15 protein-coding genes and 1 riboswitch are annotated in these 15,135 nt (G+C 74.7%); of the genes, 8 read left to right on the top strand and 7 right to left on the bottom strand.

Annotated features, from left to right (window positions below; all coding sequences use genetic code 11):
• The first annotated feature begins 188 nt into the window (after positions 1 to 188).
• From A6F73_RS23330 to A6F73_RS44110, 4 genes are all read left to right on the top strand, one after another.
• Positions 189 to 1,124 carry an alkaline phosphatase family protein gene (locus tag A6F73_RS23330; protein ID WP_063349574.1) on the top strand — a complete coding sequence of 312 codons (936 nt, stop codon included), beginning with the start codon at positions 189 to 191 and terminating at the stop codon, positions 1,122 to 1,124.
• 5 nt (positions 1,125 to 1,129) lie between these two features.
• Positions 1,130 to 2,458, top strand: a complete 1,329-nt coding sequence (locus A6F73_RS23335) for an MFS transporter (RefSeq protein WP_063349575.1) — start codon at positions 1,130 to 1,132, stop codon at positions 2,456 to 2,458.
• Positions 2,455 to 3,489, top strand: coding sequence for a hypothetical protein (locus A6F73_RS23340; protein ID WP_063349576.1), 1,035 nt, complete (start codon positions 2,455 to 2,457; stop codon positions 3,487 to 3,489). Before A6F73_RS23335 ends, A6F73_RS23340 begins: the two co-directional genes overlap by 4 nt.
• A 66-nt stretch (positions 3,490 to 3,555) precedes the next feature.
• Positions 3,556 to 4,341: a hypothetical protein gene (locus tag A6F73_RS44110; RefSeq protein WP_063349577.1), complete on the top strand. Its 786-nt coding sequence runs from the start codon at positions 3,556 to 3,558 to the stop codon at positions 4,339 to 4,341.
• 103 nt (positions 4,342 to 4,444) lie between these two features.
• Here A6F73_RS44110 and A6F73_RS23350 read toward each other — a convergent pair whose 3' ends face one another.
• Together A6F73_RS23350 and A6F73_RS23355 are read right to left on the bottom strand one after the other, a co-directional pair.
• On the bottom strand, positions 4,445 to 4,741 hold the full coding sequence (locus A6F73_RS23350) for a DUF1330 domain-containing protein (protein WP_063349578.1): 297 nt from the start codon (positions 4,739 to 4,741) through the stop codon (positions 4,445 to 4,447).
• 29 nt (positions 4,742 to 4,770) lie between these two features.
• Positions 4,771 to 5,706 carry an EamA family transporter gene (locus A6F73_RS23355; RefSeq protein ID WP_079135927.1) on the bottom strand — a complete coding sequence of 312 codons (936 nt, stop codon included), beginning with the start codon at positions 5,704 to 5,706 and terminating at the stop codon, positions 4,771 to 4,773.
• Between the two features lie 147 nt (positions 5,707 to 5,853).
• Here A6F73_RS23355 and A6F73_RS23360 point away from each other — a divergent pair, with 147 nt between their 5' ends.
• The 4 genes from A6F73_RS23360 to A6F73_RS23375 all read left to right on the top strand — a co-directional run bounded on the left by A6F73_RS23360 (position 5,854) and on the right by A6F73_RS23375 (position 7,922).
• Positions 5,854 to 6,366, top strand: a complete 513-nt coding sequence (locus A6F73_RS23360) for a MarR family transcriptional regulator (RefSeq protein ID WP_063349580.1) — start codon at positions 5,854 to 5,856, stop codon at positions 6,364 to 6,366.
• Between the two features lie 207 nt (positions 6,367 to 6,573).
• A complete protein-coding gene (locus A6F73_RS23365; RefSeq protein ID WP_063349581.1) occupies positions 6,574 to 7,038 on the top strand; it encodes a hypothetical protein in 465 nt (154 codons plus the stop codon).
• A gap of 69 nt (positions 7,039 to 7,107) precedes the next feature.
• Positions 7,108 to 7,569, top strand: a complete 462-nt coding sequence (locus A6F73_RS23370; RefSeq protein ID WP_063349582.1) for a hypothetical protein — start codon at positions 7,108 to 7,110, stop codon at positions 7,567 to 7,569.
• On the top strand, positions 7,566 to 7,922 hold the full coding sequence (locus tag A6F73_RS23375; protein WP_063349583.1) for a hypothetical protein: 357 nt from the start codon (positions 7,566 to 7,568) through the stop codon (positions 7,920 to 7,922). The genes A6F73_RS23370 and A6F73_RS23375 overlap by 4 nt, the downstream gene beginning before the upstream one ends.
• Before the next feature lie 61 nt (positions 7,923 to 7,983).
• Here the strand turns inward: A6F73_RS23375 and A6F73_RS23380 are convergent, their stop codons facing one another.
• From A6F73_RS23380 to A6F73_RS23400, 5 genes are read right to left on the bottom strand one after another with little or no spacing between them, the layout of a single operon-like run.
• A complete protein-coding gene (locus tag A6F73_RS23380; protein ID WP_063349584.1) occupies positions 7,984 to 9,372 on the bottom strand; it encodes a cobyrinate a,c-diamide synthase in 1,389 nt (462 codons plus the stop codon).
• Between the two features lie 25 nt (positions 9,373 to 9,397).
• On the bottom strand, positions 9,398 to 10,003 hold the full coding sequence (cobO, locus tag A6F73_RS23385; protein ID WP_063349585.1) for a cob(I)yrinic acid a,c-diamide adenosyltransferase: 606 nt from the start codon (positions 10,001 to 10,003) through the stop codon (positions 9,398 to 9,400).
• A 6-nt stretch (positions 10,004 to 10,009) separates the two neighbouring features.
• Positions 10,010 to 12,184, bottom strand: coding sequence for a putative cobaltochelatase (locus A6F73_RS23390; protein WP_063349586.1), 2,175 nt, complete (start codon positions 12,182 to 12,184; stop codon positions 10,010 to 10,012).
• Complete coding sequence (locus tag A6F73_RS23395; protein WP_063349587.1) at positions 12,181 to 13,719, bottom strand: cobyric acid synthase; 1,539 nt, start codon at positions 13,717 to 13,719, stop codon at positions 12,181 to 12,183. Before A6F73_RS23395 ends, A6F73_RS23390 begins: the two co-directional genes overlap by 4 nt.
• Positions 13,716 to 14,684, bottom strand: coding sequence for a cobalamin biosynthesis protein (locus tag A6F73_RS23400; RefSeq protein ID WP_079135928.1), 969 nt, complete (start codon positions 14,682 to 14,684; stop codon positions 13,716 to 13,718). Before A6F73_RS23400 ends, A6F73_RS23395 begins: the two co-directional genes overlap by 4 nt.
• Before the next feature lie 107 nt (positions 14,685 to 14,791).
• A riboswitch (cobalamin riboswitch) is annotated at positions 14,792 to 14,924 on the bottom strand.
• Positions 14,925 to 15,135 lie beyond the last annotated feature (211 nt).

Raw genomic sequence — 15,135 nt, forward strand, 5'->3', positions numbered from 1 at the left:
CGCCACAAGGGCCCCCGTGATCCCACCACGTCCGGTCGGAACGGGTCAATCGGGGCGGCTGTGGCGTGGACCGCCGACGGGCGGCAGCTGTTCGCCTGTTCTTCACTTGTCTTGTGCGGTACACGACACGGCGCGATCCTACTGTTCTCGGCGCTCCAACCAGGCAGCCCCGACGCACGGAGGACCCGATGGCCTTCGCACGACTCCGCACCCCCGGAACCACGTCCCCCCGCCGCCCCTTCCGCCGCCCGCTCCGCCGGCCCCTCACCGCCCTCGCCGCCGGGCTCGGCCTCGTCGGCGGCTCGCTCGGCCTGTGGGCCGCCGGCGGCAGCGCGGCCGCCGACACCGCCGGCGGGCTGCCCTCGCCCGACCACGTGATCGTCGTGGTGATGGAGAACCACGCCTACTCGCAGGTCATCGGCAGCAGCTCCAGCGCGCCGTACATCAACAACACGCTGGTCGCCGGCGGCGCCACGCTCACCCAGTCCTTCGCGCTCACCCACCCCAGCCAGCCCAACTACTACATGCTGTTCTCCGGCAGCGCGCAGGGCGTCACCGACGACAGCTGCGTCGACGTCGGCGCCCTCCAGCAGCCCAACCTGGGCTCCGAACTGCTCGCCGCCGGCCAGACCTGGGCCAGCTACAACGAGGGCCTGCCCGCCCAGGGCGCCACCGACTGCCGCGTCGACAACTACGCGCAGAAGCACAACCCGTGGTTCGGCTTCGGCAACGTGCCCGCCTCCAGCGCCTACGGCATGGACGCCTTCCCGACCGACTACACCACCCTGCCCAAGGTCTCCTTCGTCATCCCGGACCTGTGCAACGACATGCACGACTGTTCCGTCGGCACCGGTGACACCTGGCTGCAGACCAACCTCGCCGCCTACGCCACCTGGGCCAAGAGCCACAACAGCCTGCTCGTGGTCACCTTCGACGAGGACAACCGCCTCGCCGGCAACCGCATCCCGACCGTCGTCTACGGCGCCCACGTCACCCCCGGCAGCAGCACCGGCACCACCTACAACCACTACAACGTGCTGCGCACCCTGGAGGACCTCGCCGGGCTGACCACCCACGCGGGCAACGCCGCCAACGCCACCGACATCACCGGCATCTGGAACTGACGCCCGTGTACGTCGCGGACTCCCGCAGCTCCAAGGCCCCCGCCGCCCCGGCCTCCGCAACGGAGCCGCCGGGGCGGCGCGGCGCCGCCCTGCGCGCCGTACCCGGGACGGTGCTCGCCCTCGGCGCCGTCAGCCTGGTCACCGACATCTCCTCCGAGATGGTCACCGCCGTCCTGCCGCTCTACCTGCTCACCGGCCTCGGCCTCTCCCCGCTCGGCTTCGGGCTGCTGGACGGCATCCAGAACGGGTTCAGCGCGCTCGTCCGCCTCGCCGGGGGCCACCTCGCCGACCGCCGCGGCCGCGACGGCGCCGCCCGCCACAAGACCGTCGCGGCCGTCGGCTACGGCCTGTCCGCGCTCTGCAAACCGCTGCTGCTGCTCGTCCACACCGTGCCGCTGATCGGCGCCGTGATCGCCGTCGACCGCACCGGCAAGGGCCTGCGCACCGCACCCCGGGACGCGATGATCTCGCTCTCCACCGAACCCGCCCACCGCGGACGGGCGTTCGGCGTGCACCGGGCGATGGACACCGCCGGCGCCCTGCTCGGCCCGCTCACCGCCTTCCTCGTGCTGCGCCTGGCGGGCGGGCCGATGCTCGCCGACGGCGGCGAACGGCACGGCTACAACGCTGTGTTCACGGTCAGCGCGTGCGTCGCCGCCCTCGGCGTGCTGGTCCTGCTGCTGTTCGTGCCGAACCGGCCGTCGACCGACGATCCGTCAACTACCGCTCCATCGCTGCGCGACAGCCTCGCCCTGCTGCGGCTTCCCGGGCTGCGACGGCTCACGCTCTGCGCCGTCCTGCTCGGACTCACCACCGTCAGCGACTCCTTCCTCTACCTCCTCGTCCAGCGCCGGCTCGGCCTCTCCGTTGACCTGTTCCCGCTGCTGCCGCTCGGCACCGCCGCCGCCTTCCTGCTGCTCGCCGTCCCGCTCGGCGCCCTCGCCGACCGGATCGGCCGCCGCCGGCTCTTCCTGGGCGGGCACGTGCTGCTGCTGCTCGCGTACGGGCTGCTGCTCTCACCGGCCGGCGGCCCGGCGGTGGCCGTCTGCGTCCTCGTGCTGCACGGCGCCTTCTACGCGGCCACCGACGGCGTGCTCGCCGCCGCCGCGGCCGACGCCGTCCCGGCCGGGCAGCGGGGCGCCGGGCTCGCCCTGGTCGGCACCGGGCAGGCGCTCGCCCGGTTCGCCTGCTCGCTGCTGTTCGGCGCGCTGTGGAGCGCGGTCGGCGGCACCGGCGCGCTCGGTTGGTCGGCGGGGGCGCTCGCGCTCTGCGTGCTCGGCGCGGCCGCCGTCCTGCGTGAACCCGCCGCCACCACCGTCGAGGAGAGCACGTGAACCGACTCCAGAACCGGACCAGGGTGATCATCCTCCTGGTCGCCGTCCTGCTGCTCGGCGCCGTCGGCACCGGGGCCGTCCTCCACGCCGCCGACCGCACCGCCCGGCGCGACCAGGCCCAGCCCGGCGGCCCCGCCGTCACCGAGGGCGCCGTCACCCTGCAAAAGCCCTCCGAGGGGCGGAAGCTGGTCTTCCGCAACATGGCCTGGGGCCCGCACCGCGACGAACTCACCGCCGTCCCCGCCGACCGCCCGGACGGCCCGCGCACCGCCTCCGGCGTCCAGTGCCTGCGCTTCTACGCCGCCGCCGGCACCGGCATCTGCCTCCAGGCCCAGCACGGCGCCCTGGAGGACACCTACCGCGCCGTCGTCCTCGACGACCACCTGCGCGAACGGCGCTCCTACCCGGCGGCCGGCATCCCCACCCGCTCCCGGGTCTCCCCGTCCGGGCACCTCGCCGCCTGGACGGTCTTCGTCAGCGGCGACTCCTACGCGGGCACCGACTTCTCCACCCGCACCTCCATCGTCGACGTCCGCGACTGGAACCTCCGGGACAACCTGGAGACCTTCGACGTGATCAAGGACGGCCACCCCTACCAGGCCCACGACATCAACATCTGGGGCGTGACCTTCGCCGACGACAACACCTTCTACGCGACCCTCGCCACCGGCGGACACACCCACCTCGTCCGCGGCGACCTCGCCGCCCACACCCTCACCACCCTGCACGAGAACGTCGAGTGCCCCTCGCTCTCCCCGGACGGCACCCGCATCGCCTACAAGAAGCGCGTCCCCGGCCTGTCCCCCGACGCCCCCTGGCGCCTGTACGTCCTCGACCTCGCCACCATGACCGAGACCGCCACCGCCGAACAGCGCAACATCGACGACCAGGCCGTCTGGTCGGACACCGGTACCCTCCTCTACGCTCTGCCCGGCGACTACGGCGCCGACCTGTGGACCGTCCCCGCCGACGGCGGCGGCGCCCCCCGGCGGGTCACCCAGGCCGCGGTCGCCCCCGCCTACCTGGGCTGAGGAACTCTCGGCTACGGTCCCTCGTCGAGCACAATGACGTCCTGATCGAACGGGGGAACGACAAACGTGGACGGCATCCCGCCCGAGCGCGCGGTCACCGACTCCTGGCCGGCCCTGCACGGCCGACCCGTCCTGCGGCGCACCGTCGCCGTCGGACTGGTCCTCTGCGTGTCCGTCGCGGCCGCCCTCGTGGTGCGCGGCGTCAACTCGCTCACCGCCGGCCGCGTCGGCCGCGAGACCGACCGCGACCGGGCCGAACTCCTCGCCGGCCTCCACCCCTCCCAGCACCCCGGCGTCGGCCGCTCCTACGTCCCCGTCGGCGCCATCTACACCCACACCCCCGACGGCGCCCCCATCGCGTACCTGCACTACCGCGTCGCGGGCAAGGACGTCGGCCTCGGCGACTTCCTGCGCGCCTACGACCTCCCGGCCCCCGGCCCCACCGCCCCCCTCCCCGCCGACCTCACCGCCGCCCTCGGCGGCGACGGCCCGGCCGAGGCCCCCGAACTCCCCCCGGACCCTGAGCCCACCCCCACCCCGTCACCCACCCCCGACGCCACCACCGCAGACCCGGCGCCCCCGGCACCCGCTGGCCTCCAGGCCGCCGACCCCGAGGCCGAACCCGACCCCGACGCCGACCCCACCCCGGACCTCGACGACGACACCCCCGAGCCCACCCCCTCCGTCACCCTCCCCCCGACCCCAACCCCCACCCCTTCCCTCACCCCCACCCCTTCCCTCACCCCCACCCCGCCCCCCACCCACCCCCAGACCACCCGCCGCATCTACGTCGCCACCATCCCCGGCGCCGCCCCGGGCGCCGCCGACATCTACATCCGCGCCACCGGCTGAGGCCGCAGCCCGCCGGGTGCCGATGACGAGCCGGAGCCCCGCCGGTGGGGCTCGGCGGGGCTGCGGTGTGTTGCTGTGTTGGTGGGTGGGGGCGGGGGTGGGGTCAGGCGGGTAGGCCGGGGACGGTGGTGATGGTGACGGGGTGGCCCATGGTGGTGATGCGCCAGGTGGCGAGGGCCTGGTAGGCGGGGGAGTGGTACCAGCCGTCGGCGTCGGCCGCGGTGGGGAATTCGAGGATGGCGGTCTTGGTGTAGGCGGTCTCGCCTTCCAGGCGGGCCGGGGTGTCGAAGGCGAGCAGGCGGCCCTGGTAGGGCTCCATGGTGGCGCCGACGTTGGCGAGGTAGTGGCCGAGGGCGGCGTCCGGGGAGTGGTCGGTGCGGGTGATGAGGACGTAGTGCATGGTGTGTTCCTTGTCCGGGCGGTCGGTGGTCAGCGGGTGGCCGGGGCGAGCGTGGGGGCGTCGGGGACGGTGGCGGTGTCGGGGTCGGGGTCGGGAGCGGGAGTGGGCTTTCGGGTGGGGGCCTGGCCGGCGAGCATGGCGCCGAGGGCGAGCAGCAGGCCGAGGAGTTGCCAGCGGGTGAGGGTCTGGCCGAGGACGACGAGGCCGCCCACGGTCGCGACGACCGGGTTGATCAGGCCGAGGAAGGAGGCCGGTCCGGCGCCGAGGCGGTCGATGCCGCGGAACCAGAGGACGTAGCCGAGCGCGGTGCTGAACAGCCCGAGGTAGGCGAACCCGGCGAGGTTGGCGCCGCTGAGTGCGGGCGGCGCGCCTTCGACGACGGCCGCGAGCGGGACGAGGAACAGTGATCCGGCGAGCAGCTGCCAGGCCGTCAGGTCGAGCAGGGTGGCCCCTTCCGGGCGGCCCCACCGGCGGGTGAGGACGGTGCCCGTGGCCATCAGTGCGATCGCGCCGACCATGGCGGTGATCCCGGTGCCGTCCAGTCGTGCGCCGCTCTTCAGTACCAGTAGGGCGACGCCGCCGACGCCGGCGAGCCCTGCGAGCAGTGCCCGCCGTCCGGGCCGTACGCCGAGGACGCCGATCGAGAGGCCGGTCACGAGCAGCGGCTGGATCGCGCCGATGGTGGCGGCGACGCCGCCGGGCAGGCGGTAGGCGCCGACGAAGGTGAGCGGGAAGAACAGCCCGATGTTGAGCATCCCGAGCACGGCTGCGCGCCCCCACCAGCGCCCCTTGGGCAGTTTGCGGCCGATGAGCAGGAGGAGCAGTCCGGCCGGGAGGGCCCGGAGGGCGGCGAGCAGCAGTGGACGGCCTTCGGGCAGGAGCTGTGTGGTGACCAGGTAGGTCGTGCCCCAGGCCGCCGGGGCGAGTGCCGCCGTGACGGCCACTCCTGCGCGTGTTCCACCCATGACATCCCCCTCAACGTTGATTATCTGAACGTTGAGATAATTAGTACGCCCCTGGGTGAGTGAACGTCAAGTATGTGAATGTTAAGATAGTTGCCTGCCAGTCCAGCCGTGAGCCGCGGCGAGCGGCAACCGAGGAGGCGTCAGGCCATGCAGCAGCGCGACACCGTCGACGAGATCGTCGAGCAGTGGACCAGGACCCGCCCCGACCTGAACACCGAGGCCATCGGCCTGGTCGGCCGGCTGCGACGCCTCAACGTCCGCGTCGACGGCGCCCTGCGCGAGTACTTCGGCTCCTGTGGCCTGGACTCCTCCGAGTTCGACGTCCTGGCCACCCTGCGCCGCTCCGGCGAACCCTACGAGCTCAACGCCCGCGCCCTCCTCAAGGCCGCCATGGTCACCTCCGGCGCCATCACCAACCGGGTCGACCGTCTCTCCGCCAAGGGCCTGGTCGAACGCAACCCCTGCCCCGACGACCGCCGCGCCGTGCTGGTCCGCCTCACCCCGGCCGGCAAGGACCTCATCGACGCGGCGCTGGCCGGCCACGTCCGCAACGAGGAGCACATCCTCGCGGGCCTCGACGCCGACGAGCGCGCCCAACTCGACACCCTGCTGCGCAAGCTCCTCATCGCGCACGGCGACACCGAGCCCCTGCTGGGCTGAGCGCGGCCCCGGCGTCTGCGCCTGAACCGCCGCGCGGCCCGGCGCTTCGGCGTACGTTGGGGGGCCGGGGCGGCCCCGCGGTGACGGTCGGTCCGGGCGTGCGCGGGCGGCGGCAGCGGCAGGTGGCCGTAGTGGTCGGGCAGTTCGCGTGTCCACGGCCTCCCCGGTGGCGTTAACCCGGCGGGAACCGCACCGGAGGAGGAGCCCATGAAGGACAAGACCCCCAGGGACATCGCCGTCGACGACCAGCTGCGGGCGGCAGGGGTGGAGGGGGCCCAGTGGCTCAGTGCCGCCGGGTGGGGGCCGCCGGTGACGGTCCCGGTGCAGAAGGCCGCCAGGTGGCAGCAGGAGACCAGGGCCCGGATGCTGGCGGCGCAGGTGGACGAGTCCTGCACGTGGTGCGTCCATCTGCTCGACGGAGGCCCCCAGCCCGTGGTCGTCCACGCCGAGCACCCGACCCACCTGCTCTGCCGCGCCTGCTCCATCGCCGCCCGCCCCCGCCGCGCCTGCCTGGACTGTGGCGGACCGGCCGCCTCCGCCTCCCCGGCGGACGGCCGCGAGGACGTCTTCATGGGCCCGGTGGCGATCTACACCCGCCTCCGCTGCGCCACCTGCCACCGCGCCGACCGCCCCGACCCCCTGACCGGCACCTTCGGCAACGGCCCGTCCTGAGACGGGCAGGGCGCGGCCGGGCGGCCCGTGCGATTGACTTCGGAACGTATTCCGAACTAGCGTCGAGCCATGTCGACTCTCACCGTGTCGTTCTCCGATCTGTCGAAGAACTCCAAGCGCGTCGCGGACAGTGTGGAGCGAGTCCAGCGCGTGCACGTCACGCGCCGCGACGGGGAGGACCTGTACCTCACCACCGAGCGTCACGACCGTCAGCGCGAGCAGACCGCGGATGTCGCCGCTCGCCTGTTCGCCGCGTTGATCAGCAGCGATGAGGGCACGCAGGCGGTGCTCCTGGCCCTCCCCGCCGTCTTCCCCTGGGTCCGGCACCTGTCGGCCGCGGAGGTGCGCGAGTTCGTCGTCGACCTCGTGGACGCGACGCGCGATGCCGTGGACCTGGATGTGCACGCCAATCTGCACCGGGTGATAGTCGAGTGGCGCGCCACCGCGAGAGTGCTGGCGGACCCGGAGCTGGCGGCAGAGCTCGCCAGGCCCCTGCCCGGCGACGATCACGGCGAGGTGATCGAGCCGTGAGCCCGAAGCGCGGTGATGATGTGCCGCCCCCGCCCGTCGGGACGGAGTGGCGGCTGCGATTCGGTACGACGGAGGCTGCCAAGGGGTGGGGAGAGCTGTGTGCGGAGGCGGCCGGGAACGCCCGCCGCTGTTTCGAGGCGCTCCGGGCGAACCCCCTGTCCACGGGGGATCCGGATCGACAGCACCGGCTGCGGGGCCGGCTGGCCGCCCGCGTGTTCGGCGGTGTCGAGCTGCCGCAGTGGGAGTACGAGGTGACCGCCGGCGGCCGGGTGCGGTACGTGGTGGACGAGGCGGCCCGCGTCGTCCACCTCGTCTATGCCTCGCCCAGGCATCCGAAGGACACCGAGGCGTAGCGGACAGGCGTCCGGCCCTCGGGCCCTGCCGACGCAGGGCCGGGCGGTCCGCCGAGGGGGGTTACGGTGACGCGGGCTTGCCGGGGGTTGTCTGGTGGGCGGCTGCGGCGGAGGCGAAGGAGGTGGCCAGGGACGGGGCTCCGGCCCAGTGCAGGTGCAGGTAGGAGGCGTGGACGTGGCTGCCCGCGAAGCCCTCGGTGCGGGGGCCGGTGGGCAGGCGCCAGCCCCAGGCGGGGTGTTCGCCCGCGCCCGGTTCGCAGACCGTGCGGTGGAACTCGTGGCCGCGTACCCGGGTGCCGGTCCGGGCGAGCGGGGAGTCGTGCAGGGCGACGGCCTCCCGGTAGCCGAGGGTGAGCCGTTCGGTCATCCGGGCGCCGGTGTCCAGCACGCCGCACATCGGCAGGCCGTCCAACTCGCGCCCCAGGTAGAGCAGTCCGGCGCATTCGGCGGCGATCGGGCCGCCGCCGGCGGCGAACGCCGCGATGGCCCCGCGCAGTGCCGTGTTGCCGCTCAGCTCCCGGACGTACAGTTCGGGGAAGCCGCCGCCGATCACCAGGCCGGCCGTGCCGTCGGGCAGTGCCGTGGCGTGCAGCGGGTCGAAGGGGACGACCTCGGCGCCTGCGGCGGTGAGGAGTTCGGCGTTCTCGGCGTACGAGAAGGAGAACGCGGCGCCGCCCGCGACCGCGATCCGCGGCGTGCCGGCCACCGGGTCGACCTCGGCCGACGGGCTCCACGGTTCGGCGGTCAACTCCGGTGCCGTCCGGGCGAGTTCGAGCAGGGCGTCCAAGTCGACCGAGGCGGCGACGAGTTCACCCATGTCGGCGACGGCGCGCAGGGCCTCCGCCGAGCGCTCCACGGCCGGGATCAGCCCGAGGTGGCGCGACGGCGTGGCGACCGTCGTGGAGCGGCGCAGCGCGCCCAGCACGGGCACGCCCGAGCCCTCCTCCAGGGCCTCGCGCAGGAGTTGCTCGTGCCGGTCGGAGGCGACCCGGTTGAGGATCACCCCGGCGAGGCGCACCTCCGGGTCCCAGGAGGCGAAGCCGTGCACCAGCGCGGCCACCGACCGGGACTGCGAGGAGCCGTCCACCACCAGGACCACGGGCGCCCGCAGCAGCTTGGCGACGTGCGCGGTGGAGGCCAGCTCCCCCCGCCCGGAGGCCCCGTCGAACAGGCCCATGACCCCCTCGACCACCGCGACGTCCGCTCCCGCCGCGCCGTGCAGGAAGAGCGGGGCGATCCGCTCCGGGCCGCACATGAAGGCGTCCAGGTTGCGGCCCGGGCGCCCGGCGGCGAGCGCGTGGTAGCCCGGGTCGATGTAGTCGGGGCCGACCTTGTGCGGGGACACCGCCAGTCCGCGCGCGGCGAGCGCCGCGATCAGGCCGGTGGCGACGGTGGTCTTGCCGGCGCCCGAGGAGGGCGCGGCGATGACGAGGCGGGGGATGGCGGCCAACGGCCTGCCGGCAGTGCTCAACGGTCTACCACTCGATACCGCGCTGGCCCTTGCGGCCGGCGTCCATGGGGTGCTTGACCTTGGTCATCTCGGTGACCAGGTCGGCGAATTCGGTCAGCGGTTCGGGCGCGTACCGGCCGGTGATGACGACGTGCTGGCTGCCCGGGCGGTCCTTGAGCACCGACACGACCTCCTCCGGGTCGACCCAGCCCCAGTGCATGGGGTAGGTGAACTCGTCCAGCACGTAGAAGCGGTAGGTCTCGGCCGCCAGGTCGCGCTTGACCTGCTCCCAGCCCTCCTTGGCGGCCGCCTCGCTGTCCATCTCCATCTCGCTGGAGCGCTGGATCCACGACCAGCCGGAGCCCATCTTGTGCCAGTCGACCGTGCCGCCCTCGCCGGAGGCGCCGAGCACGCGCAGCGCGTTCTCCTCGCCGACCTTCCACTTGGCGGACTTCACGAACTGGAACACCCCGACGGGCCAGCCCTGGTTCCAGGCCCGCAGCGCCATGCCGAACGCGGCCGTGGACTTGCCCTTGCCGGGGCCGGTGTGCACGGCGGTGATCGGCTGCGTGCGGCGCTGACGGGTCGTCAGGCCGTCGTCGGGGACGCTCTCGGGGACACCCTTGGGCATGTCGGCTCAGGCCGCCTTTCGCATGGTGGTGGCACGGTTCTCACGACGGTTCTCCTGCCGGCTGTCGCGCCGGCCGTCGTGGCGGTTCTCGCGGACGAGCGAGGCGACGCCCTCGGGGCGCAGCTCGTCCAGACTGACGGCGGTGCCGCCGAGCAGTCCGGCCAGGGTGCGGGCGAGGCCGAGCCGGACGGGGCCGGACTCGCAGTCCAGCACCACGCTGGCGGTGCCCTGCGCGGCGAACAGTCCGGCCGCGCGCTGCGACCGGGCGAGCGCGTCCCGCCCGCCGGTGGCCCGGCCGTCGGTCACCACGACCAGCAGCGGGCGGCGGCTCGGGTCGCGCAGCCGCTCCACCCGCAGGACCTCGTGCGCGCGCAGCAGGCCGGCGGCCAGCGGGGTGCGGCCGCCGGTGGGCAGCGACTCCAGCCGGGCCGCGCCGACCTCCACGGACGAGGTCGGTGGCAGCGCCAGTTCGGCGTCCGCGCCCCGGAAGGTGATCATGCCGATCTTGTCGCGCCGCTGGTAGGCGTCCATCAGCAGGGACAGCACGGCGCCCTTGACGGCGGTCATCCGCTGCCGGGCGGCCATCGAGCCGGAGGCGTCGACGACGAACAGCACCAGGTTGGACTCCCGTCCCTGGCGGACCTGTTCGCGGAAGTCGTCCTTGCGCAGCACCAGCGCCCGGCCGGCCCGCCCGCGCGCCGCCTGGTGCGGCGCGGCGGCCTGCAAGGTGGCGGTCAGGTGCAGGCGGCTGAGCGTGCCCTGGGGGCGCCGGGCGCGCACGGTGTGCCCGCCGGTGGTCTCGGCGGGGGAGCGGCGGCCCTGGGCGCCGTGGCCGGTGCCCTGCACGGTGAACAGCTTGGTCCGGTACGGGTCGCCGGCCGCGACCGGTGCCGACTCCCGGGCGGGGGCGGGGTGTTGGGCCGGTACGGGCTGCTGGAGCGGCTCGTCCGGCTCGGCGGCCGATGCCTGCGGGCCGGAGGCGGGCTCGGGGGCCCCGCCGCCGTCCGGGCCGCCGCCGGGGCCGCCGTCCGGGCCCGGACCGTCGTCCTCGGGGCCGTCGCCCTCGCCGTCCCCGTCGCCCTCGGTCTCTCCTGAGCCCCCGAGCTCCCCGGACCCCTCGGGCTCCGAGGGCTCGGAGGGCTCCGATGGCTGCGCGGGCTCCTCCGGCTGCGCGTGCTCCTCCAGCGTCCGGTCGAGCTGCTCCTCGTCCAGCCCCGGCGCGTCGAAGGGGTTGCGGCGGCGCCGGTGCGGCAGCGCCAGCTGGGCGGCCTTGCGGACGTCCTCCTCCAGCACCTCGGTCCGCCCGTCCCAGGCGGCGAGCGCGACGGCGGTGCGGGCCATCACGATGTCGGCGCGCAGCCCGTCCACCTCGAACGCGGCGCACACGGCGGTGATCTGACGCAGCGCCACATCGGTCAGCTCCACCTTGGGCAGCAACTCCCGGGCGGCGGTGATGCGTTCGGCGAGCGCCTGCTCGTCCGCGGCGAACCGCGCGGCGAAGCCGGCCGGGTCGGCGTCGTAGCCGAGCCGGCGGCGGACCACCTCGGCGCGCTCGGCCGGGTCCCGGGTGGCGGCGATCTCGACGGTCAGGCCGAACCGGTCGAGCAGCTGCGGCCGCAGCTCGCCCTCCTCGGGGTTCATCGTGCCGACCAGCAGGAAGCGGGCGGCGTGCCGCACCGACACGCCCTCGCGCTCGACGTACGAGCGGCCCATCGCGGCGGCGTCCAGCAGCAGGTCCACGACGTGGTCCTGGAGCAGGTTCACCTCGTCGATGTAGAGCACGCCGCGGTGCGCCTTGGCGAGCAGCCCCGGCTCGTACGCCTTGACGCCCTCGGCGAGCGCCCGTTCCAGGTCGAGCGAGCCGACGATCCGGTCCTCGGCCACGCCGACCGGCAACTCGACCAGCTGGGCGGGGCGTTCGGACGCCGAAGGGCGGTCGTGCGGCCCGTCCGGGCACTGCGGGTCCGGCGCGGACGGGTCGCAGGCGAACCGGCAGCCGTCGACGGCCGCGAGGGTCGGCAGCAGGCCGGCCAGCGCGCGCACCATGGTCGACTTCGCGGTGCCCTTCTCGCCGCGCACCAGCACGCCGCCCACGGCCGGCGAGACCGCGTTGAGCAGCAGGCCGAGCCGCAGGTCGGGCATGCCGACGATCGCGGTGAACGGATAGCGGACGTCACTCATGCATACTCCCCAGGTGCCCCGGGCGCCAGGAACGGCAGCGATCCGGCCGCCGGCACCCCGCCCTCGATCAGCTTCCACAGCGCGTCGGTGTCCGCGTGCTCCTCGATCAGGTCGCCCAGCCGGTCCAGCCGGGCCTCGCGCGCCTCGGCGAACGAGGTGTCCGGCGCCGGCACGAACGCCCGGCCCGCCAACGCGGCGACCTCGCGCAGGAGTTCACGACGGAAGCCGTCGTTCTCCAGCGCGCCGTGCCAGGTCGTGCCCCACACCGGGCCGACCCGGCAGCCGTCCAGGCCGTGCCCGTCGTCATCGGAGAAGAACGGCTCGCCCCCCTCCACGGCCACTACCCCGTGGTGGATCTCGTAGCCCTCGACCCGCTGCCCGTACGCCGTGCCGACCGGCCGCGCCAGCACCTTCTCGGCGCCGAACCGCACGTGCGTCGGCAGCAGGCCCAGGCCCTCGACCGAGCCGGCCCCGGACTCCACCTCGTCCTCGATCCCGCGCGCCAGCATCTGGTAGCCGCCGCACACCCCGAGGACCGGCAGCCCGGCCGCCGCCCGCGCCTTCAGTGTCGGCTCCAGGCCGCGTTCGCGCAGCCAGGCCAGGTCGGCCACGGTGGCCCGGGTGCCGGGCAGCACCACCAGGTCGGCGTCGGCCAGTTCCTCCGGCCGGGTCACCCAGCGCACCAGCACGCCGGGCTCCTGCGCCAGCGCGTCCAGGTCGGTGAAGTTCGACAGTCGGGGGAAGCGCACCACGGCCACCCGCAGCACGTCCGCCCCGAGCGGGCCGCGGCCGTCGACCCGGTCCACCACCGTGGACAGGTCCAGCGAGTCCTCGGCGTCCAGCCACAGGCCCGGCAGCATCGGCAGGGTGCCCAGCACCGGACGGCCGGTCAGCCCGTGCAGCATGTCCAGGCCGGGCGCCAGCAGCCGCGCGTCGCCGCGGAACTTGTTGACGAACCAGCCCGCCACGTGCCGCTGGTCCTGCGCCGACAGCAGCGCCAGCGTCCCGTACATCGCCGCGAAGACGCCGCCGCGGTCGATGTCCCCGACCACCACCACCGGCAGCCCGGCGGCCGTCGCCAGGCCCATGTTGGCGATGTCCCGGTCCCGCAGGTTGATCTCGGCGGGCGAACCGGCGCCCTCGCAGACCACCACCTCGTAGCGGCGGCGCAGATCCGCCAGGCACTCCAGCGACCGTTCCAGCAGGACGGGCTTGCGTTCGCGGTAGTCCAGCGCGCCCACCTCGGCGACCGGCCGGCCCAGCAGCACCACCTGGCTGCGGCCGTCCGCGCCCGGCTTCAGCAGCACCGGGTTCATCGCCGCCTCCGGCTCCACCCGGGCCGCCTGCGCCTGCATCGCCTGCGCCCGGCCGATCTCGGCGCCGTCGGCGGTGACGAAGGAGTTCAGCGACATGTTCTGCGCCTTGAACGGCGCGACCCGCACCCCCTGCCGGGCCAGCCAGCGGCAGATGCCCGCGGTCACCACGCTCTTGCCCGCGTCCGAGGTCGTCCCGGCGACCAGCAGTGCGTTGCTCATGCCCTTCCCCTCCACCGTGTCGTCAGCAAGCGCAGCGCGACGTGCCCCGCGACCGTCGTACCCAGGGCCAGCGCGCCCACCCGCCGGGAGAGCACGCAGGCCCGCTCGATGTCGTCCGCCGTCACCGGGCGCAACTCCGCGCCCAGCACCGGCCGGTGCTCCACCCGCTCCCCGTACTGGAGGGTCCCGCCCAGCCGGACGCCCACCGCGCCCGCGAAGGCCGCCTCCGCCTGGCCCGCGTTCGGGCTCGGGTGCGCCGAGCCGTCCCGCCGCCAGACCCGCCAGGCCGTTTTCGGCTGCGGCGCGGCGGCCACCGTGAGCAGCGCCGTCAGCCGGGCGCCCGGCCAGCCCGCCACGTCGTCCAGCCGGGCCGAGGCCCAGCCGAACCGGGCGTACCGCGGCGAGCGGTGGCCGACCATCGCGTCCAGCGTGTTCACCGCGCGGAACGCCAGCAGCCCCGGCGTGCCCGCCAGCGTGCCCCAGACCAGCGCGTTCACCACGGCGTCCGCCGTGTTCTCGGCCACCGACTCGACCACCGCGCGGGCGATCTGCGGCCCGTCCAGCGCGCTCGGATCCCGCCCGCACAGGTGCGGCAGTCGTTCCCGCGCGGCCGTCAGGTCGCCCGTGGCCAGCGACCGGCCGATGGTGCGCGCCTCCCGGGTCAGCGAGGTGCCGCCCAGCACCGTCCAGGTCGCGGCGGCCGCCAGCGCGGCCCGGCCCAGCGGACGCCGGCCCACCGTACGGTCCAGGGCCACCGCGCCGGCCGCGACCGCGCCCACGCACAGCGCCGTGTACCCGGCGCCGGCCACCCGGTCGTCCTGCCACACCCGCCGCTCCAGCCGGGTCGCCGCGCCGCCGAAGACGGCCACCGGGTGGCCGCGCCGGGGGTCGGCGAAGCGGGAGTCCGCGGCGAAGCCCGCGGCGGCGCCGAGCGCGAACGCGGCGGCGCGGGTCAGCGGGCGCACGGCGGGTTCGGCGGAAGGCCGCGTGGGGTCCGGCGGGTCGGGGCAGCCTGCATCGCGTGCGTGTCCTCACTCAGGGTCCGCGCCCTGGATCGACGTACCGGGGGCGAGAGTCTCCTGGCTTCCGGGTCGGACGCACCCCCGGGCCTTCCAGCGGCTTCTGACGGTCCGCCGTGGCAATGTTCCGAGCGTGCTCCCCGGTGACAGTGGCGGGACCGCGCCGGACTCGCACCGGCTTCCTCTGCATGCCTCCGTTTGGCCCCAGGATCCCATCACGCGGCCGAACCGGGAGTCAACCGAGGTCACGGAGGGGTTGGTCACACCTCGGAGCCCTGTCGCCGGTGCCGTTCTCGCCCGCCCGAGGCCCCGCCCGCCTGACGCCCGCCCCGCCCGACGCCCCGCCCGCCTGACGCCCGCCCCGCCCGACGCCCCGCCCGCCTGACGCCCGCCCCGT

This window comes from Streptomyces sp. MJM8645, from assembly GCF_001625365.1.
Taxonomy (GTDB): Bacteria; Actinomycetota; Actinomycetes; order Streptomycetales; family Streptomycetaceae; genus Kitasatospora.